This is a genomic window from Flavobacterium sp. AC105, from assembly GCF_979258495.1.
The window spans coordinates 2432811-2449733 of record NZ_OZ409860.1 but is presented as its reverse complement, the minus strand read 5'-3'; the positions used below and the strand labels follow the sequence as shown (position 1 = coordinate 2449733).

8 protein-coding genes are annotated in these 16923 nt (G+C 35.8%); all 8 read right to left on the bottom strand.

The window, feature by feature from the left end; genetic code table 11:
- Positions 1–228: 228 nt before the first annotated feature.
- The gene (locus ACZ0AH_RS10435) at positions 229–2568 is read right to left on the bottom strand and encodes a glycoside hydrolase family 95 protein (RefSeq protein WP_463475738.1); all 2340 of its coding nucleotides are present in this window, start codon (positions 2566–2568) and stop codon (positions 229–231) included.
- Between the two features lie 218 nt (positions 2569–2786).
- A complete protein-coding gene (locus tag ACZ0AH_RS10430; protein WP_463475737.1) occupies positions 2787–4316 on the bottom strand; it encodes a RagB/SusD family nutrient uptake outer membrane protein in 1530 nt (509 codons plus the stop codon).
- A 30-nt stretch (positions 4317–4346) separates the two neighbouring features.
- A complete protein-coding gene (locus ACZ0AH_RS10425) occupies positions 4347–7370 on the bottom strand; it encodes a SusC/RagA family TonB-linked outer membrane protein (RefSeq protein ID WP_463475736.1) in 3024 nt (1007 codons plus the stop codon).
- Positions 7371–8014: 644 nt separating this feature from the next.
- Positions 8015–9607, bottom strand: coding sequence for a solute:sodium symporter family transporter (locus ACZ0AH_RS10420; RefSeq protein ID WP_463475735.1), 1593 nt, complete (start codon positions 9605–9607; stop codon positions 8015–8017).
- Positions 9608–9610: 3 nt separating this feature from the next.
- Positions 9611–10627, bottom strand: coding sequence for a GntR family transcriptional regulator (locus tag ACZ0AH_RS10415; RefSeq protein WP_463475734.1), 1017 nt, complete (start codon positions 10625–10627; stop codon positions 9611–9613).
- Between the two features lie 68 nt (positions 10628–10695).
- Complete coding sequence (locus ACZ0AH_RS10410; protein WP_463475733.1) at positions 10696–12900, bottom strand: alpha-galactosidase; 2205 nt, start codon at positions 12898–12900, stop codon at positions 10696–10698.
- Positions 12901–12920: 20 nt separating this feature from the next.
- Positions 12921–14897 carry a sialate O-acetylesterase gene (locus ACZ0AH_RS10405; RefSeq protein ID WP_463475732.1) on the bottom strand — a complete coding sequence of 659 codons (1977 nt, stop codon included), beginning with the start codon at positions 14895–14897 and terminating at the stop codon, positions 12921–12923.
- Positions 14898–14907: 10 nt separating this feature from the next.
- Positions 14908–16863 carry an alpha-galactosidase gene (locus ACZ0AH_RS10400; RefSeq protein ID WP_463475731.1) on the bottom strand — a complete coding sequence of 652 codons (1956 nt, stop codon included), beginning with the start codon at positions 16861–16863 and terminating at the stop codon, positions 14908–14910.
- Positions 16864–16923 lie beyond the last annotated feature (60 nt).

Here is a 16923-nt window from a genome sequence, read left to right as displayed (position 1 = left end):
AAAATTGAGATACAGATTAGGGCTTTAGCCAAAATATATTACTAATTCGGCTAAAGCCAAACCGTATTGTCAATTATTTTTACCTCCAGCTAAAGCAGGAGGCAATTCATGTATTAAGTAACTATTTTTTATCCTGCAAGGTTTTCAAAACCTTTTAGGTTTGGTGCTCATAACAATCTACAATTTCATACCTACAAGGTTTTGGAAACCTTGCAGGAATCACAAAAACTATAATTTAGAAGAGGTAATTTCTTTTAATTCACCGTTTACTTTCACTTTTACTTTTGTTGGTGTTGGAGATAAAACTTCATATTTCGTGATTTTACCTTTTTCCCATTTCATATTTATGGTAAAGTTTCCTTCGGCTTTAACGCCTTTTACTTCACCTTCGTTTAGCCAAACATCCGGCATTGCAGGCAATAATTCGATAAATCCGGCGTGACTTTGAATCAACATTTCGCCAATTCCGGCAGTTGCTCCGAAATTTCCATCAATCTGAAATGGTGGTCCTGCTGAAAGTAAATTTGGATAAACACCTCCTCCCGCTCCATAATTTATATTGGTTGCAAGGGTTGGTCTAAGAATAGTTTTTAAGAGTTTGTAAGCTCGGTTTCCTTCTTTCAAGCGGGACCAAAACAACATCTTATAGGCTATTGACCAGCTTGGTCCGTCGTCACCTCTTATTTCAAGGGTTTTCTTAGCGGCTTCGGCCAATTCCGGTGTACTTTCTAGCGTGATTAAAGAGGCAGGATATAATCCGTATAAATGAGATATGTGACGATGCTGCGCATCCGGTTCTTTGTACGGTTTTAGCCATTCCTGAATTCTTCCGTCAGGGGAAACTACTCCCGCCGGAGGTAATAATTTTAATCGTTTTTCAAGTTCTATTCTTAGATCATTGTCTAATCCTAATTTTGTAGATGCTGAAATTACATTATTAAACAATTCACGAACAATTTGATTATCAATTGTTGGTCCCATACAAACGTGTGCATCCTGACCATTTGGTAAGAAAAACGAATTTTCAGGCGATACAGATGGTGATGTCACCAGCCAACCCGTTTCCGGATCTTTGACCAACATACTATTGTAAAATTGAGCTGCTCCTTTTATAATCGGATAAATTTCTGCCAGATATTTTTGATCGTTTGTGTACAAATAATGATTCCATAAATTATTGCACAACCAGCCGGAACCTGCTTTTGCAATTCCCCAAGAGGCGCTTTCACCCGGTTCTGTAAATCCCCAAACATTGGTAATTACGTGCGCCACCCAACCGTCGGCATTGTAATAGGCTTTGGCTGTTTTTTCTCCGTAAGGAACCATTTTTTTGACTAAATCTTTTAACGGAAGATTTAATTCTGATAAATTCCCCGTTTCTAATGCCCAGTGATTCATTTGCACATTTACGTCAAGATGATAATCTCCGTTCCAGGGTGTTTGAACCTGATGTGCCCATAATCCTTGTAAATTTGGCGGAAGCAATCCAACTCTTGTGCTGCTGATACTCAAATAACGTCCGTATTGGTAAAACAAAACCGGAAGTCCGGTATCTGAATCCGAATCTTTCATAAAAGCATCTAAACGCTCGTTTGTAGGCAATGCTTTTTTTGTTGATTTTCCGAAATTTAAAGCGACACGATTGAATAACTTTTGATAGTTTTCAATATGTAATTTCTTCTGATCCTCATATTTTTTTTGCATTGCTGCATCCAGAATTTTATCTATTGAAGTTTCGAAATTTTTATCTTTAAAATCGGTTCCTGCAGAAATGAACAATACTACTTCTGTTGCATTTTTTATTTCAATTGCATTATTAGCATATACTGCATTTCCATCTTTTAGCTGTGCTTTTACTTTTGCTTCATAACGCATTCCTTTTCCGTCGGTTCCGTTGTTTAACTGACCTGACATTATAAGCGAATTATCTTTACCATTAATGGTTTTAAAACGTTCCGGTCTGTCTAACTGAACAGTAAAATTCAGCTTTCCTTTTTTGCCTGAAGTCAATCTAATCAAAGCGGCATCATCACCAAAACCGGCAAAATATTCACGCTTATATGTTACGCCGTCAATTGTAAATTGAGTTGATGCAACCGCTGTTTGAATGTCCAGATTCCTGGAATAATTTACAGATTGCGATTTGGTTTTATAATCAAAATTCAAGGTCATATTTCCCAAAACCTGATAGCAGCCAAATTGTACATTCGCGCCGTCTCCGCTTCCTGAACCCGGACCTGTACACACAAAATTTTCATTGATTAGTTTTTCGGCATCACTGTTTTTATTCGCTAATAAAAGCTCTCTTATTTGGGGCAAAAAAGTATAGGCTTTATAATTGTTGGCATCTTGCGAAGATCCGCTCCATAAGGTAATATCGTTCAGAACCAGTTTTTCGGCTGTAACTCCTCCGTCAGGCATGATTCCTAAACGTCCGTTTCCTAATGGCAAGGTTTCTTCCCATTGAGATGCGGGTTTTGTGTACCATAATTCAAGTGGATTATTTTGTGAATAACCTAAAAAAGGCAATAGTATAAAAAGTAATACTTTATATATTCTAGTATTCATGTTTGTTGTTTTAAAATGAAATTAATAAACTTCATATTGCTATTTTATGGATTTACAAATTATAAATAATGATATAAATGAATGCCATTCTGGAATAAGTTTTTTAACAGAAAACTCACTGTTATAACCTAAATCCAAAATGGCATTACAAACTGTGACACTAACCAATCACATAACCAAAAAAATAAAAAAATTATAGTAAAACTATTTTCTTAATATTAATATCCAGGGTTTTGATCTTCCGGATTAATATCATCATTTTGTAAAATCTCTGTCAAAGGAATTGGATATCTGTTGTGAAAGTCTGCAATAGTTCCGCTTTGAGCAGCCCATTTGTTACGAACTTTTACATTTTGAACCAATTTTCCAGTACGAATAAGGTCCATTCTCCTCCAGCCTTCAAACGCTAATTCGCGCATACGTTCGTCAAGGATTCTGTCTCTGAAATCAGTTTGAGAAAGTCCGCTCCAAGCCATTCCTGCAGGCAAAGTTCCGCCAAAAGCACGCGTACGAACCTGATTTACATATCCTTCTGCATCGCCGGTATTTCCTAATTCATTCAAACATTCTGCATAACAAAGCAACACATCAGAATAACGGATATACGGTTTGTTTTTACCTGAATTCCAGAACGATTGTTTTCCGTCAATACGGATATCTTCATATTTTTTTACGTGAGGATCTAACTCATCTCCTCCAAATCCTGACGGAATTGTTGGTACGATACCTTTATAAGTAAAATCATAACGAATACTTGCATCTTTACGGGTATCTCCGGCTTCCCAGATTCCTCCGGCAGCTTTATCCTGATAGCAGTATTTTGTTGGAACTAATAAATCATATCCTCCAAAATAAGCATATTGATCTATGTTTGCCAAAGCTCTTGATCCGGTTTGCCACTGAATTTGGTTGTTGTCAGGATAGTTATTATTAAATTGAAACTCATAAAGTGATTCTGTAGAATTTGCATGATCCGGGCTAAAAACATCTGCATAATTAGCCAATAAACTATATTTTCCTGATGTTATAACTTTACCAAACCAGTCTTTTGCCTGTGTATAATCACGTGCTCCGGAAGCTTCAGGAGCGTATAAAAATACTTTACCCAATAATGCCTGAGCAAGATATTTTACAGGAAAAGCAGGATTTTTTTGTGTTGTTGGCAAATTTGCTTCGGCTACTTTAAGGTCATTTATAATATAAGTATAAACGTCTTTTAAGGGTTGTCTTCCGTAACCCAATTCTTTGGTACGCGCTTTATCCAAAATCGGAATTTCGCCCCAATATTGGGCTAATTCAAACATTAAACTTGCTCTGATAAAACTGGCTTCTCCCAATAATATGCTTCTGCGGGCAGCATCAGCTTCTGTATTATTGTTTAAGGCATATATCGCCTGAGCTGCACTGTTTACTACTGGCCAACGAGATTCCCATTGTTCTGCCAATGCGGTGTTTTCCTGAGAAAGATATCCGTTGTAATAATCCAACCCTGCTTGTCCCGGAGTTGTCATTACCTGAAATGCTCCTTGTTGCGTTTCGTCTGTTCCTAATTGAAACATCAATCCTCCTCTGTCTTTTTGTACATTTCTCCATGAAGAATACATTCCTAAAAGAAGCGGTTCTATGTTATCCAGTTTCGAAAAAGCCTGTTCTTCTGTAAGAGAAGTATTTGGGTCCTGCTCTAAGAAATCTGAACAGGAAGCAAAGAGCATTAGGAATGCCATTGCTGTTAAAATTTTTACTTTCATAATTATATTTTTAATTATTGTCGGAAATTATTATAGTGAAACATTTAAACCTAAAACAATCATTCTTGAGTTAGGATATCCATCTCCTCCTTCAGGATCGTACCCTTTATATTTGGTGATCGTAAACAAGTTAGATCCTGTAACATAAAGACGCAGGTTTTGAAGGTCTACTTTTTGTAAAAACAGACTTGGCAGATTATAAGATAAAGTAAGCGCGTTTAAACGTAAAAATGATGCATTCTGAATCGCCAATGAGGTCTCATAACTGTTGAATCTTCCGCCTCCATAATACGCTCTTGGCACATTTGTATCAGTGTGATCCGGTGTCCAACGGTCTAATAAATCCGTGTGAGCTGCGCTCATTCCGCCAGAACTCATATAACTTTCGTAAGCAGAACTAATTCTTTTTCCTCCATAAGAATAAGCAAATGAAGCATTCAAGCCGAAACCTTTGTAACTAAAATCAGTTGCAAAACCTCCGTAGAATTTAGGATCTGTGTTTCCAACTACATAACGGTCTTCGTCGTCGATTTTTCCGTCTTTGTTTCTGTCAACCGGAACAATATCTCCTGGTTTAACGCTTCTTCCTCCAAAATCAATTTTGCTGATTTCGGCCATATCTGCAGTCTGTGCAATTTTATCAAACTCATAAACGTAGATTGAATTGATTGATTTGCCCACAAATAAATTTCCAGTTCTTTGAATTTCAACTCCTGTATAACCTCCTTTATTGTAGATTACTTGTGTGTCTCCGTACAATTCAGTTATTTTATTTATTGCTGATGAAATGTTTCCTGAAATATCCCAATTGAAATCATTTTCTCTTAAGATTTTATAGCTTGCACTAAATTCAACTCCTTTATTTACCATTGATCCCACGTTGTCTACCATATTTTTGAATCCTGTAATCGTAGAAAGTGTGCGAACCATTAATAAATTCTCATTTTTAATGTTGAAATAATCCGCAGTAATCGATAATCTGTTATCTGCAGTTGCAAAGTCTAAACCTATATCAAATTGTTTTTGTTTTTCCCATTGCAAATCAGGATTTCCTAATCTTCCGTCAGAGTTATAGGTTACAGTTCCGTTCGTAACTGTTGGTCTGTATTGGCTCACGTAACCATAATTTGGGATATTTTGATTTCCTGCAATACCCCAGCTTCCGCGAAGTTTTAATAATTTGATTGCTTCTACAGATTGTAAAAATTCTTTAGCAACATCCCATCCTAAAGCTACAGACGGGAAAGTTCCCCATTTATTGTTGGCTCCAAAACGAGAAGATCCATCTAAACGAGTTGTAACTGTGGCGAAGTATTTTTTATCATAAGAATAATTTAATCTTCCTGTGTATGATAATAATGTTGTGGTGATAAAATCTGAACCTAATGTGAAATTTGGTTTTTGAGAAGCTCCGTTCAAATACATATAGGTAAAGTCATCTGAGGCAAAACCTCTGGCGTCTACTTGTGTGTAATTGTTTGTGTTTTTTTGAACAGAAAAAGCTCCAAGTGCGCTAAAATCATGTTTACCAATTACTTTAGTATACGTTGCGGTATTATCCCATTGGTAATTTAACTCACTGTATCTGTAATGATTCGCATCACCGTTTGCCGAATTTCTGATAGATTGTCCGGTATCAATTGGCTGATAAGAGAAGTTTGCCTGATCTGTAATATCTACAGAAAAAGTCGTTCTTAAACTTAATCCGTCAGTTGGTTTGATGTTGATGAAATTACTTGACATCAAACGGTTTTTAGCACTATTATTATCAATCGTCAAACTTTTTATCGGATTATAAGCATCTGTATTCAATACATCCCCGTATTTTAAATATGTTGCATTTGGATCAATTGGCAATAACGGGTTCGCTCCTAAAGCATTTCCAAAAGCACTTCCTTCTATATAAGTTGCAATACTGCGGGAAAAAGTAGTATTGGTACCAATTTGAAGCCATTTTTTAACGTCCTGCGTCAAATTGATTTTTCCGTTATATCTTTTGAAAGAAGAGTTTTCAAGAAGTCCGTCCTGATCTGCATAATTGAAACTCACAAAGTAAGATCCTTTGTCTCCTCCACCTGAAAATGAAAGATTGTAATTTGTTTGTACACCGGTACGCGCTACTTCATCTAACCAATTGTAGCTTTTTCCTGTTCTGTAAGATTGAAGTTCATATGGGGCAAAAACTGTCGATCCGTCTGATTTAATTTGATTGATATAAGCAGCACGATCCGCATTTGGATTTTGATCCATATATTGATTCGCAAATGCATCAACTCTAAGATCAAACAATTGCTGGCCGTTCATTAATGGCAGTGTTTTGCTAAACTCAGATACTCCAACCCAAGTATCAAAGTTTACTTTACCTTCGCCTTTTGTACCTTTTTTGGTTGTAATTACTACAACTCCGTTTGCACCTCTGGCACCATAAATTGCTGTAGATGATGCATCTTTTAATATATCAACATTAGCAATATCATTTGGGTTTATAGACTCAAAACCTCCGTCGATAATAAGACCATCGACTACAAATATTGGGTTTGTACCAAATTGTATGGAGTTATTTCCTCTAATTTTAATCGAAGCCGTTCCTCCCGGCGTTGTATTTTGCTGTACATAAACACCCGCAGCACGTCCCTGCATGGCCTGAACAACATCTGCTGTAGGCGTTTCGGTAAGTTTTTTACCGGATACATTTCCTACTGCACCTGTAAGATCACTTCTTTTTACCGAAGCTCCTACTACAATAATTTCATTCAGTTCCTGCGTGTTTGGCAATAATGAAACATTTACAACTGCATTATTGGCAGCAACAGTTTTTGGATTAAATCCGATGAAACTAAATTCCAAAGATGAACCTGATTTAACATTCGATAATTTGTAACTGCCGTCGATATCAGTAACAGTTGAGGTTTGCGTGCCTTTTACGATGACAGTAGCACCTGGCAAAGGCAAATTTTCATTATCTGTAACTTTACCGGTGATAGTTTGGGAATAAAGTGTACCGGCACACATCATAACTACAAAGAAGCATAAGTATCTTATTGCGATTCTCATAATGATTTGGTTTTTAGTTAATAAAATATTGAGTTAGTTTTAATTAGTTTATTGAGCAGGTTAAATACGAGAAAATGAATTGACTTATACTATACTATACTACAACAATACAAACATACAAATATTTTTATAACATCCAAATTTATGTTTTAAGAATTTGCTATTTTTTCATGGCATTTATTTCGGCATTACCATAAATAACTATGTTTAAAAGGGAAAAAGAAAATAAAGGAATAGATATTTTAGAGAAATCTCAGACAAAATTTCATGAAGCCCTACATTTAATCAAAGAAAATAAGCACTTTAAGGTGATTTATGTGGTACAATTTATTTTATGAAATTTGAAGATAAAGAATAAACAGAAATAACGAATTAAAATATACTCGCAATTATTGTCTATACCGATTTTAACGTTGTTAGACCTGACAGGTTTCTAAAACTTTGTCAGGTCTCTTTGCGCACGTTTCCGGATTAAAATCCACCTATGGAATTTTCCAAATGACGTTATTATTTATTGGAATTTGAATTCAAAAAAAACCTGTGTTAATCCGTTCAATCCGTAAAATCCGTGGGCAAAAAACGCACTGCAATACGCCTCAACAAAACCTTTGTCCCTTTGAACCTCAGAACCTTTGAACCTTAAATCAAGCTATTCCCCATTTCGAGAATAAAACAAAAATGCAAACCATACCAATCAAAAGCGCACCAAAATACCAATAACGGTTTTTCCAGGGCGTTAATCCAACCGATTCAAGTTTGATTTCGGTATAATTATAGTTTGGATAAAATTTAGAAACCAGCAGCATACATATCGAAGTAAAAACGAATAATATAGCCAGCATATGCAGGTAATGAAGTTTGATGGCTAAAATATAATTAAAGATTACATAACTTAAAATAAAGAATATCATTCCGATTTTGGCGGCTTGCGGCGGCACTTTTTTCGATATAAAGCCAATCAGGATAACCGTAAAAATTGGCAGACAAAACATTCCGCCAAGCTGCTGCAAATACGTATAAAAGCCAGCTTTGCTAAACATAATAAACGGAGCAGAAAACATGGCTAAAGCCGAAACAATAATTTCGAATTTACGTCCGGTATAAACCAAATGTTTCTCTGTAACTTCTTTATTTCTTTTTTCTAACCAAGGTTTGTAGAGGTTCAGCACAAACAAGGTACTGCTGCTATTTAAACCTGCATTAAAAGTACTGATTGCTGCTCCAAGAACTACAGCTGCCGTCAAACCTATCATAATTCCGGGCAAAGTATCTTTGACAACCAGCGGAAAAACTTCGGCAGTATTATCCAGATTTTTATAGAGATGAACTCCAATTAATCCGGGAATATTAATGATAAACGGACATAATAATTTTCCTAAACACGCCAATCCCATTCCTTTTTGACTGTGCGATAAACTTTTTGCCGAAAGCGCCTGCTGCACAATAAACTGTTCCATTCCCCAATAATACAAGTTCATGATAAACATTCCTGTAAAAATGGTGCTAAACGGAATTTCGTCATTTGGACCTCCAATAGAATTTAAGTGTTCTTTATTCTGCGAAAGCATAATATGAACGCCTTCTGACCAATTTCCGTGACCTAAAAATTTGAATCCGAAGTATGGAAAAGCAATTCCGATAGTTAATAATCCGATACTTAAAATGGTGTCACTTATAGAAATAGCCCTTAAACCACCCAAAACAGAATAGGCGCATCCTGTTAATCCTATTACCCAAACCATAATCCATATGTTTTGCCAATAAGTTAATTGTAAAGGATATAAAAAGTTGAACATTCCGGTTAGAGCGACTGCTCCGCCGTATAAAACTGCAGGAAGTAAGTTTACAATATAACTGCATAAAAATACAATTGACACTAGTTTCTTGGTCGAATCATCGTAGCGTTTTCCCAGATAATCTGGAATTGTCATGGCTCCCGTACGAAAATAAATAGGCAAAAAGAACTCCGCAACCAATAACATCGCCAGCACAGAACTTACGCCCCATGCTATAACGCTCATATTATTAATGTATATGGATTCGTTTTCGCCTATAAATTGATTCGCACTTATATTGCTTAACAACAATGCTCCCCCAACTATGAGGAAATTATTGTTATGATCTGCAAAAAAAAGTCCATTTGTAGTTTGTACCTTTTTCCTGCGCGTTTTTAAGGCTGAAACTAAGGCAATAAGACCTGTAATTAGTAAAAAACTAATAATGGACAATACACTCATAAACTAAAGCGAATTTCTATCAACTAAAATGGTTGGAACAATCTCCTGAATCTTCTTGCGATTCAGAACAAAATTAGCTGCTTTTTTACCCATTTCAGCGAAATCAGTAGAGAATGTGGTTACGCCGTCGAAGATAATTTCTTTTACGATATCATCATTATGCGAAATAAATCCAATGTCTGAACCAATCTTAAGACCTTTGATTTTAGAGTCTTTCAGCATTTCCCAAAGTTCCAGATTGTGGATTGTAAAATATACTTTTCCTTTTTCTAAAGATCCGGAAATGTATTCTTCTTTTATTATGCCTTTGATATCAAAATCCTTCATGAATCTTTTGAAAGAATTTAAAATTTCATCCGGTTCGGCAGACGATGGTTTGAAGAAGAAAATAATCTCATCGTATTTTTTGATTTTATCTTTAAGCTGCACAAAAGCGTTGTACGACGAATCGCCAAACTCTTGTGCAACATAATTATAATCTTCATCTGTTTCTATAAAACGGTCCACCAGTAAAACACGGTTTGTTGGTAATAGTTTTAAAACAGGCGGTGTTTTTGGGCTCGGAATTGGAGCAATCACAAACATGCCGTATTTTCCTTTTATATTTTGAATGATACTTTCGAACGTATCAAAATTATTGTGGTGAAAAAAGATATCCAACTGAACATTTTTTCCAAGACCTTTTCTGAAATTTTCATAAAATGTTTCCTGAAAAATATCAAATGCAAAGATCAGCAAAGCCACTTTTAGTTCTTGTTTTACATCATTTGTAGCCACAAAATAGCCCAATCGGTTTTTCGATTCGATAATTCCTCTGTGTACAAGTTCTTTATAAGCCTTGGCAATTGTTTCTCTCGCAAAACCTAATTCGCTTATAAAAGTATTTACCGATGGAAGTAAATCACCTTTTGTGACTACCTTTTCATCAATGGCATTAATTATTCCTTGAACCAATTGCTCGTGTTTAGAGAAGGAATTTATAGATTCAAGATTTTTTATCTGTTGAATAATTTGCTTCATAAAACGTTTTAATAGGTATTTATTTAGAAATATATATTACAAATATATACTAATGTTTGAGATTTAGTTTAAGCCTTCGTAATTTTTAAAACAACACTGGTATTTGTCGAATTCACATTCGGATTAATACCAACCTGCATTAAAAAATCACCCGAGTAAGTTACGGTTTCTACCGCAGCTTTTTTACCAGGATAAATGTTGATTTCCTCTACTTTATAATTTTGTCCGGCTTGTAATCCTTTCAATTTTATTGGTAAATGAGTTCCTGCTTCATATCTTGAATTTACCAGGTAATTAAAAACTACCGCTTCGTTTCCGTTTTTATTCACAAACATTACAGAAGCCGCGTCATTATCCCAAGGATTTTGCAAACGATATTCGTCTCCCTGCCAGATTGTATTGCTCAAAGCGCCGTAGTTTTTTATGGCTTGTTGTGCATAAGATAAATCTTTCTCGTTTAGATCTTTAACCACAATATCAAAACCTAATCTTCCCATCATGGCAACATCCGTACGGTATTTCAGCGGTTGTTTTCCCCAATCTGTAACGTGTGCTGCGATCGTCAATGCAGGATAAAAATACGAGTATTCCCATTGCATATAAACTCTTTCTAAAGGATCTGTGTTATCACTTGGCCAGAATTCTGTAAAGTATTTCAAGGCTGCATAATCAACTCTTCCGCCGCCTCCGGAACAAAGCATCATAGGCACTTTTGGATATTTTACACGAATACGTTCCAGAACTTTGTAAAGTCCGTTTACGTAATCTGTGTAAAAATTATTCTGTTTGTCTTTAAGATTGCTGGAATACGCGTTATAAATCACGGCATTACAATCCCATTTGATATACGCCAATTCCGGATTTTCTGTAAAAAGATTATCCACAATTCCGTAAACAAAATCCTGAACTTTTGGGTTTGATAAATCTAAAACCAACTGGTTACGGAAATAATGCTCTGCTCTTCCCGGTTGTTTTATAATCCATTCCGGATGTTTTTTATACAAATCGCTCGCAGGACTTACCATTTCCGGCTCGATCCAGATTCCGAATTTTACCTGATTGTCTTTTGCCGTTTTTACCAGACTTCCAATCCCGTTTGGCAATTTCTTTTTGTTAACTTCCCAATCTCCCAAAGCCGCGTCATCATTGTTACGGGGATAATTATTTCCGAACCATCCGTCATCCAGTAAAAACATATCTACGCCCAGTTTTTTACTATCGGCGATCAATACTTTTAGTTTGTTTTCGTCAAAATTAAAATAAGTTGCTTCCCAGTTGTTTAGCAATGTTAAACGACTTCCTTTTCCGTCCAAAATTTTATAACTTCTTGACCAGTCGTGCAAATTACGGCTTGCGTTTCCTTTTCCTTTTGATGAAAAAGTGTACCAAAATTTAGGCGTTGTAAATACTTCATCTTTGACCAATGAATAAGCCGCAGCCGCATTATTAATCCCTGAAATAACACGTAGATTATTCAAAGGATCCAATTCTAAATCCGTTCTGAAATTTCCTGACCATTCTAATCCTGCAAACAACACTTTTCCTTCATCTTCTGTCGCCGGTTTATCCAAAGAAACCATAAATACAGAGGGTTGAAATAAGTTCGCACGAGATCCTAATTTAGAATCCAATACTTTGATGCCGTGAGTCAGTTTTGTTTCTTCGGGCTGCATTTCTTTTGCCCAGTCACCGTGATATTGATTCAGATAAAAGTTGTTGTATCCTTTTAAATATAAATTAGCCGAAGCATATTTATTCAATGTAATATTTCCTTTTTCAGCATGTTGAATTGTTGTCCATTGCTCGATAACATCTGTATCATAATACGTCTGAATAAACATATGAACCTCAATAGGATACACATTATCTTTTAAAATAATTTCGGTTTGAAAAACGCCTGTGTCTATCTTTTTTAAAGAATGACTTACATATAACAAATCCAGTGAAGTATTTCCGTCAGCGTGGGTCACGGCAATCGCAGGTTCTAATAAGTTTTTAGATCCTGATGGTGTATAAGCTGCATTGTAAATCCCGGAATAATCTGTTCCCTGACGAAACTGGCCTTGTATTTTGGCATACTCAAAATCGTTGGCTAATTTTTCTCCTAAGTAAATGGTATTCAATTCTTTTCCGGGAGTTACCTGCAAAACAAGTGCATTACTTTTTGTTTTTACCGAGATAATTTGCTGCGCCGAAACTGTGCTGCAATAACTCGACAGCATAAAAAATGCTATCGTAAAAGACTGCCTTAATGTTGTAAATTCTTTTTTCATTTTATTATATGTTAATTTCTTTAATTCTTTTTTTGTGTAATTCCCAACCAATTATCTGTTCTAAAAGATGACGCCGGTAATCCTGAAGCATTGGTTAAATTTCCGTTAGGATTATCGGCCCAATTGTAGCGGACTGCAACCGGATTTGGTACTTCTTGCGAATATACTTCTACTTTACCATTGACTATTTTAGCATCAGCCCAATGAAATTTCTGATCATTTCCTGCAATCGAAAATCCTTTAAGGACATTGTCTTTGGGTTTTATATTTTCATTAAAATCGAAATTTATTGTAACCACATTTTCTTTTATAGCATACGATTTATAAAGTGGTCCCGAATAATCGATTTTCGTATCATAGACTTTTGCCAAAGCGATATTCGCCAAACGTCCTCCAACATCTTGTTTATTTTTTGGGTGAATATCTTCGCCATTTCCAATATCTGTTGTAACCGCCATTCCGGTATTAGGTAGTTTCAAAGTCATCAATTGTGCTTCACGCAACTCAGCCCAATCAGAATCTCCCGGCTGTTCTTTTTGCTGTTTGTAATTCGCCAACTGAACAAAGAAAAACGGTAAATTTTTATCCTTAAATTTCTCTCTCCAATCGTTTATCAGCAACGGAAATAACTTTTGATATTGATACGCTCTTTCGGCATTGCTTTCGCCCTGATACCAGATTACTCCTTTTATTTTATAATCAACCAAAGGCGCAATCATAGCATTATAAATCGCACTTGGCCTGTTTTGGCCTTGAGCCAAATTTGGTTTCGCTGGTAAATCTTTTAGGTCTACTCCAATGTTATATTTCCAATCTCCGGCTAATGAAATGGTTTCATTTCCTGATTTCAATGAGAAGTTTTCATCTCCGTAAATACCGCCATTTCCTGCTCCGTCAAAAACTCTTATTGTAATGGTATTTTCTCCTTTTTTAAGAAACTGACGCGGAATTATATAATGACGTTCTACATTATAGCCTTTGGTTTCACCAACATATTTTCCGTTGACCCAGATTTTATCGTCGTCGTCAGCAAAATAACTGATGTTGAGGTCTTTTGATGCAATATTTTCTGAAAGCATTATTTTTTTTCTAAACCAAACCACGCCATCAAAATTGGGTAATCCATTGTTTTCAAAAAATGCTGGCAATTTCATTGTTTTCCAGGATGAATCATCAAAATTTGTTGTTGCCCAAACTGCTTTTTCTTCCTGAAATCCTTTATCTGAATTTGTCATTTTCTTTTCCCATAAAACCATATCAGCAGTATATTTTTCTAATAATGCGGCTGCATTGGTTTCTGATTTCATGGCCTGAATTTCAGCATCAAAATCATGAATGGTCGTTAACGCTCCGGAACTTGTCCAGGCTTCAATTAGGGTTCCGCCCCATGAAGAATGAATTAATCCTATCGGAATCTTTTTTTCGTTATAAATCTTTCTGGCAAAAAAATACGCTGTTGCACTAAAATCATCTACAGTTTCCGGACTGCAAACATTCCAGCCAGCATGTTGTACTTTTAATGTATTTAAGGGTAAAGTACTTTCTATATGTTCTGCCTGTAATAATCGTGTTTCAGGATAATTCGCGTTTTGTATTTCTTCTTTATAATTGGCAATTTTTCCCCAGCCTTCCAGCGGCATTTCCATATTACTTTGTCCGGAACACAGCCAGACTTCGCCAATCAAAATATTAGTAAGCGTCCTAATTGTTCCGTCATTTATAGAAATCGTATAAGGTCCACCATAAACGGGAGTTTTTAAAATTACATTCCATTTGCCATTTACAACTTTGGTTTCATATGTTTTTTTATCCCACGAAGTTGTAATCGTTACCGATTTTCCGTCACTTTCTCCCCAAAACGGAACGGCGCTTTTTTGCTGCAAAACCATATTATCAGTAAAGAACGAAGGCAATGATACTGTAGCATGAACGATATTTGACGATAGAATAAACAACGTCAATACCAGAATTATTTTCTTAAAAAAATCTCTTTTCATACGCATTCAATTAACGATTTACAATTTTAAACAAACGAGCATCTTTAGAAGCAAGGCTTAAATTTATACTATTACTTTTTACCTCAATGTTTTCTGCTGTAAAAAGATCCTGCAATTTATAGTTACCCTTCTTTATGCCCAATCTTTCTAAGGGAAGCGCGTAATTTTTAGGCATATTTCCGTAATTCAAAACAGCTATATACCAATCGTTTCCTATTTTTTGTTCGAAAACTTCAGTGGTTAATTTTCCTGTATTTCCTTCAACCGGACGGAAAGCCACAGCATTTGCTACAATTTTTAATAATTCTTTATTCTGAAGCCATTCTTTTGCACGTTTACTCCAGATTCCGTCTTTGCTATAATCGTCACCCGTAATCAAAGTTCCGGTAATAACTGCCGAGATTAATCTTGCACGATTTTCTCCCTCTGTAACATCTGCAAAAACCACATGATCGGCATCTATATAATCATAAGTATAGGTTTGCCACCAGCCATAATTGACACTATTTAAGGTATATTGTGTTTGCTCAATTGTTTTCCAGGCATCGCACGCAATACGACGAACGTGCGCGTAACGAGAAGTTGCCATATTGGGAGAAATTGCTGCATAAATCAGCATTTGTCCGTCTAAAGCTTTCACTAAATGTTCCATTCCTACTTTGTAAGCCTGCATTCCTGTCGTAACATTTTTATCGTAAAACGAAGTAGATTCCGCGGCAGCGTGACCTAAAAAGTCGATTTTAATCATTTTAAAACCACAGGCTTTTAGTTTGCCAATCACATAATCTACACGTTTCAAAGTTCCAGGATGTGTAGGATCAATAGCGCGTGCACCATCAAAATCAAAATACGTATTTCCGGTTTTTGTCCACATTTCGCCAAACGTATAATCACTTCCTTCGGCTTTACGATTTGAGCCATCTTTCCAGCCCCAATCTGTAAACGGCGCCCAATACGCTCCGGGTTCTAAACCTTTGCTTTTGCAATACTCTGCAAATTCTTTTAGTTTACTAAAATCTCCCGAAAAGCCGCCTTTGACCATATTATCCCAAAAAGAATCCAGATCGATATAAGCCGTATTTCCCACTCTAAATTGCGGAATTGAATTCGCAAAAAAGTCAGCTACTTTTGTCGTATTATCATAATTGATTTTTTCCATCAAAACGCCCCAACTGTTCCAGCCCAACGGAGTGGGTTTATCCCACGCAAAGACAAAAGGCTTTTCTACAATGCGATTTGTTTTGGCATATTCTTCCATTCCGTTTCTCCAATCTGCAAAATAACCCACGAAGAATTTTGGAGATAAAACTTTATCCCCTTTTACCAAACCATGCGGAATACTGTCACGCGTTGTTTCTTTTTCTGAATATCCTGCCCATGCCGAAAATGACGGAACTTTATTTGTATTAATTGTCTTAACAGCACTTTTCCAAACGATATGTTCAAGCGAACCTACAATAAAACCGTTGCGTGAAGTATTATTAAATACGATTCCAACTTCGGCACTTGTGTTTTGAGCAACTGCATCAAATTTTTTCGAATCATAACTGATAAAAGCGTCATTATCATAAGGAACAAAAACCGTTTGCAGGTTTTCTATTTTATCAAAACCAATTTTCCCTAAATCTAAGGGCGAAATATAATTGGTCGCAATTGGTTCTCCGTTGCCTACAATTTCGATTTGAGTTATAAAATAGTCCTTATTAGTATAAGTTAGAAAACTTTGGATTAGCGTTGGATTATTTTTATCGGTATAAGTAACTGTATATTTTAAACCTTTTCCTAAATCATCGTTTATAACTTCTTTTGTAAAAACCGCTTTCGCATAAAAATCTACAGAAATTGTTTTACCATTTACTACAGCCGAAGCTTTTGCTCCTGAAAAAATACTTTTTCCGGATTGACTTACCGCAATTGTTTTTTCTTTCACATCATAAGTTATGATTCCGCTTTTGCCAAAAGTCATTTTAATGCTTTTTTGGGCTATAGCCGAAGTACAAAAAAACGCAATAAATAATACGGACAA

Excerpts from the sequence above, each read along its gene's own strand:
- ACZ0AH_RS10430 (WP_463475737.1), bottom strand. The coding sequence starts at position 4,316 with ATGAAAGTAAAAATTTTAACAGCAATGGCATTCCTAATGCTCTTTGCT.
- ACZ0AH_RS10410 (WP_463475733.1), bottom strand. The coding sequence starts at position 12,900 with ATGAAAAAAGAATTTACAACATTAAGGCAGTCTTTTACGATAGCATTT.
- ACZ0AH_RS10425 (WP_463475736.1), bottom strand. The coding sequence starts at position 7,370 with ATGAGAATCGCAATAAGATACTTATGCTTCTTTGTAGTTATGATGTGT.
- ACZ0AH_RS10420 (WP_463475735.1), bottom strand. The coding sequence starts at position 9,607 with ATGAGTGTATTGTCCATTATTAGTTTTTTACTAATTACAGGTCTTATT.
- ACZ0AH_RS10400 (WP_463475731.1), bottom strand. The coding sequence starts at position 16,863 with ATGACTTTTGGCAAAAGCGGAATCATAACTTATGATGTGAAAGAAAAA.
- ACZ0AH_RS10435 (WP_463475738.1), bottom strand. The coding sequence starts at position 2,568 with ATGAATACTAGAATATATAAAGTATTACTTTTTATACTATTGCCTTTT.
- ACZ0AH_RS10405 (WP_463475732.1), bottom strand. The coding sequence starts at position 14,897 with ATGAAAAGAGATTTTTTTAAGAAAATAATTCTGGTATTGACGTTGTTT.
- ACZ0AH_RS10415 (WP_463475734.1), bottom strand. The coding sequence starts at position 10,627 with ATGAAGCAAATTATTCAACAGATAAAAAATCTTGAATCTATAAATTCC.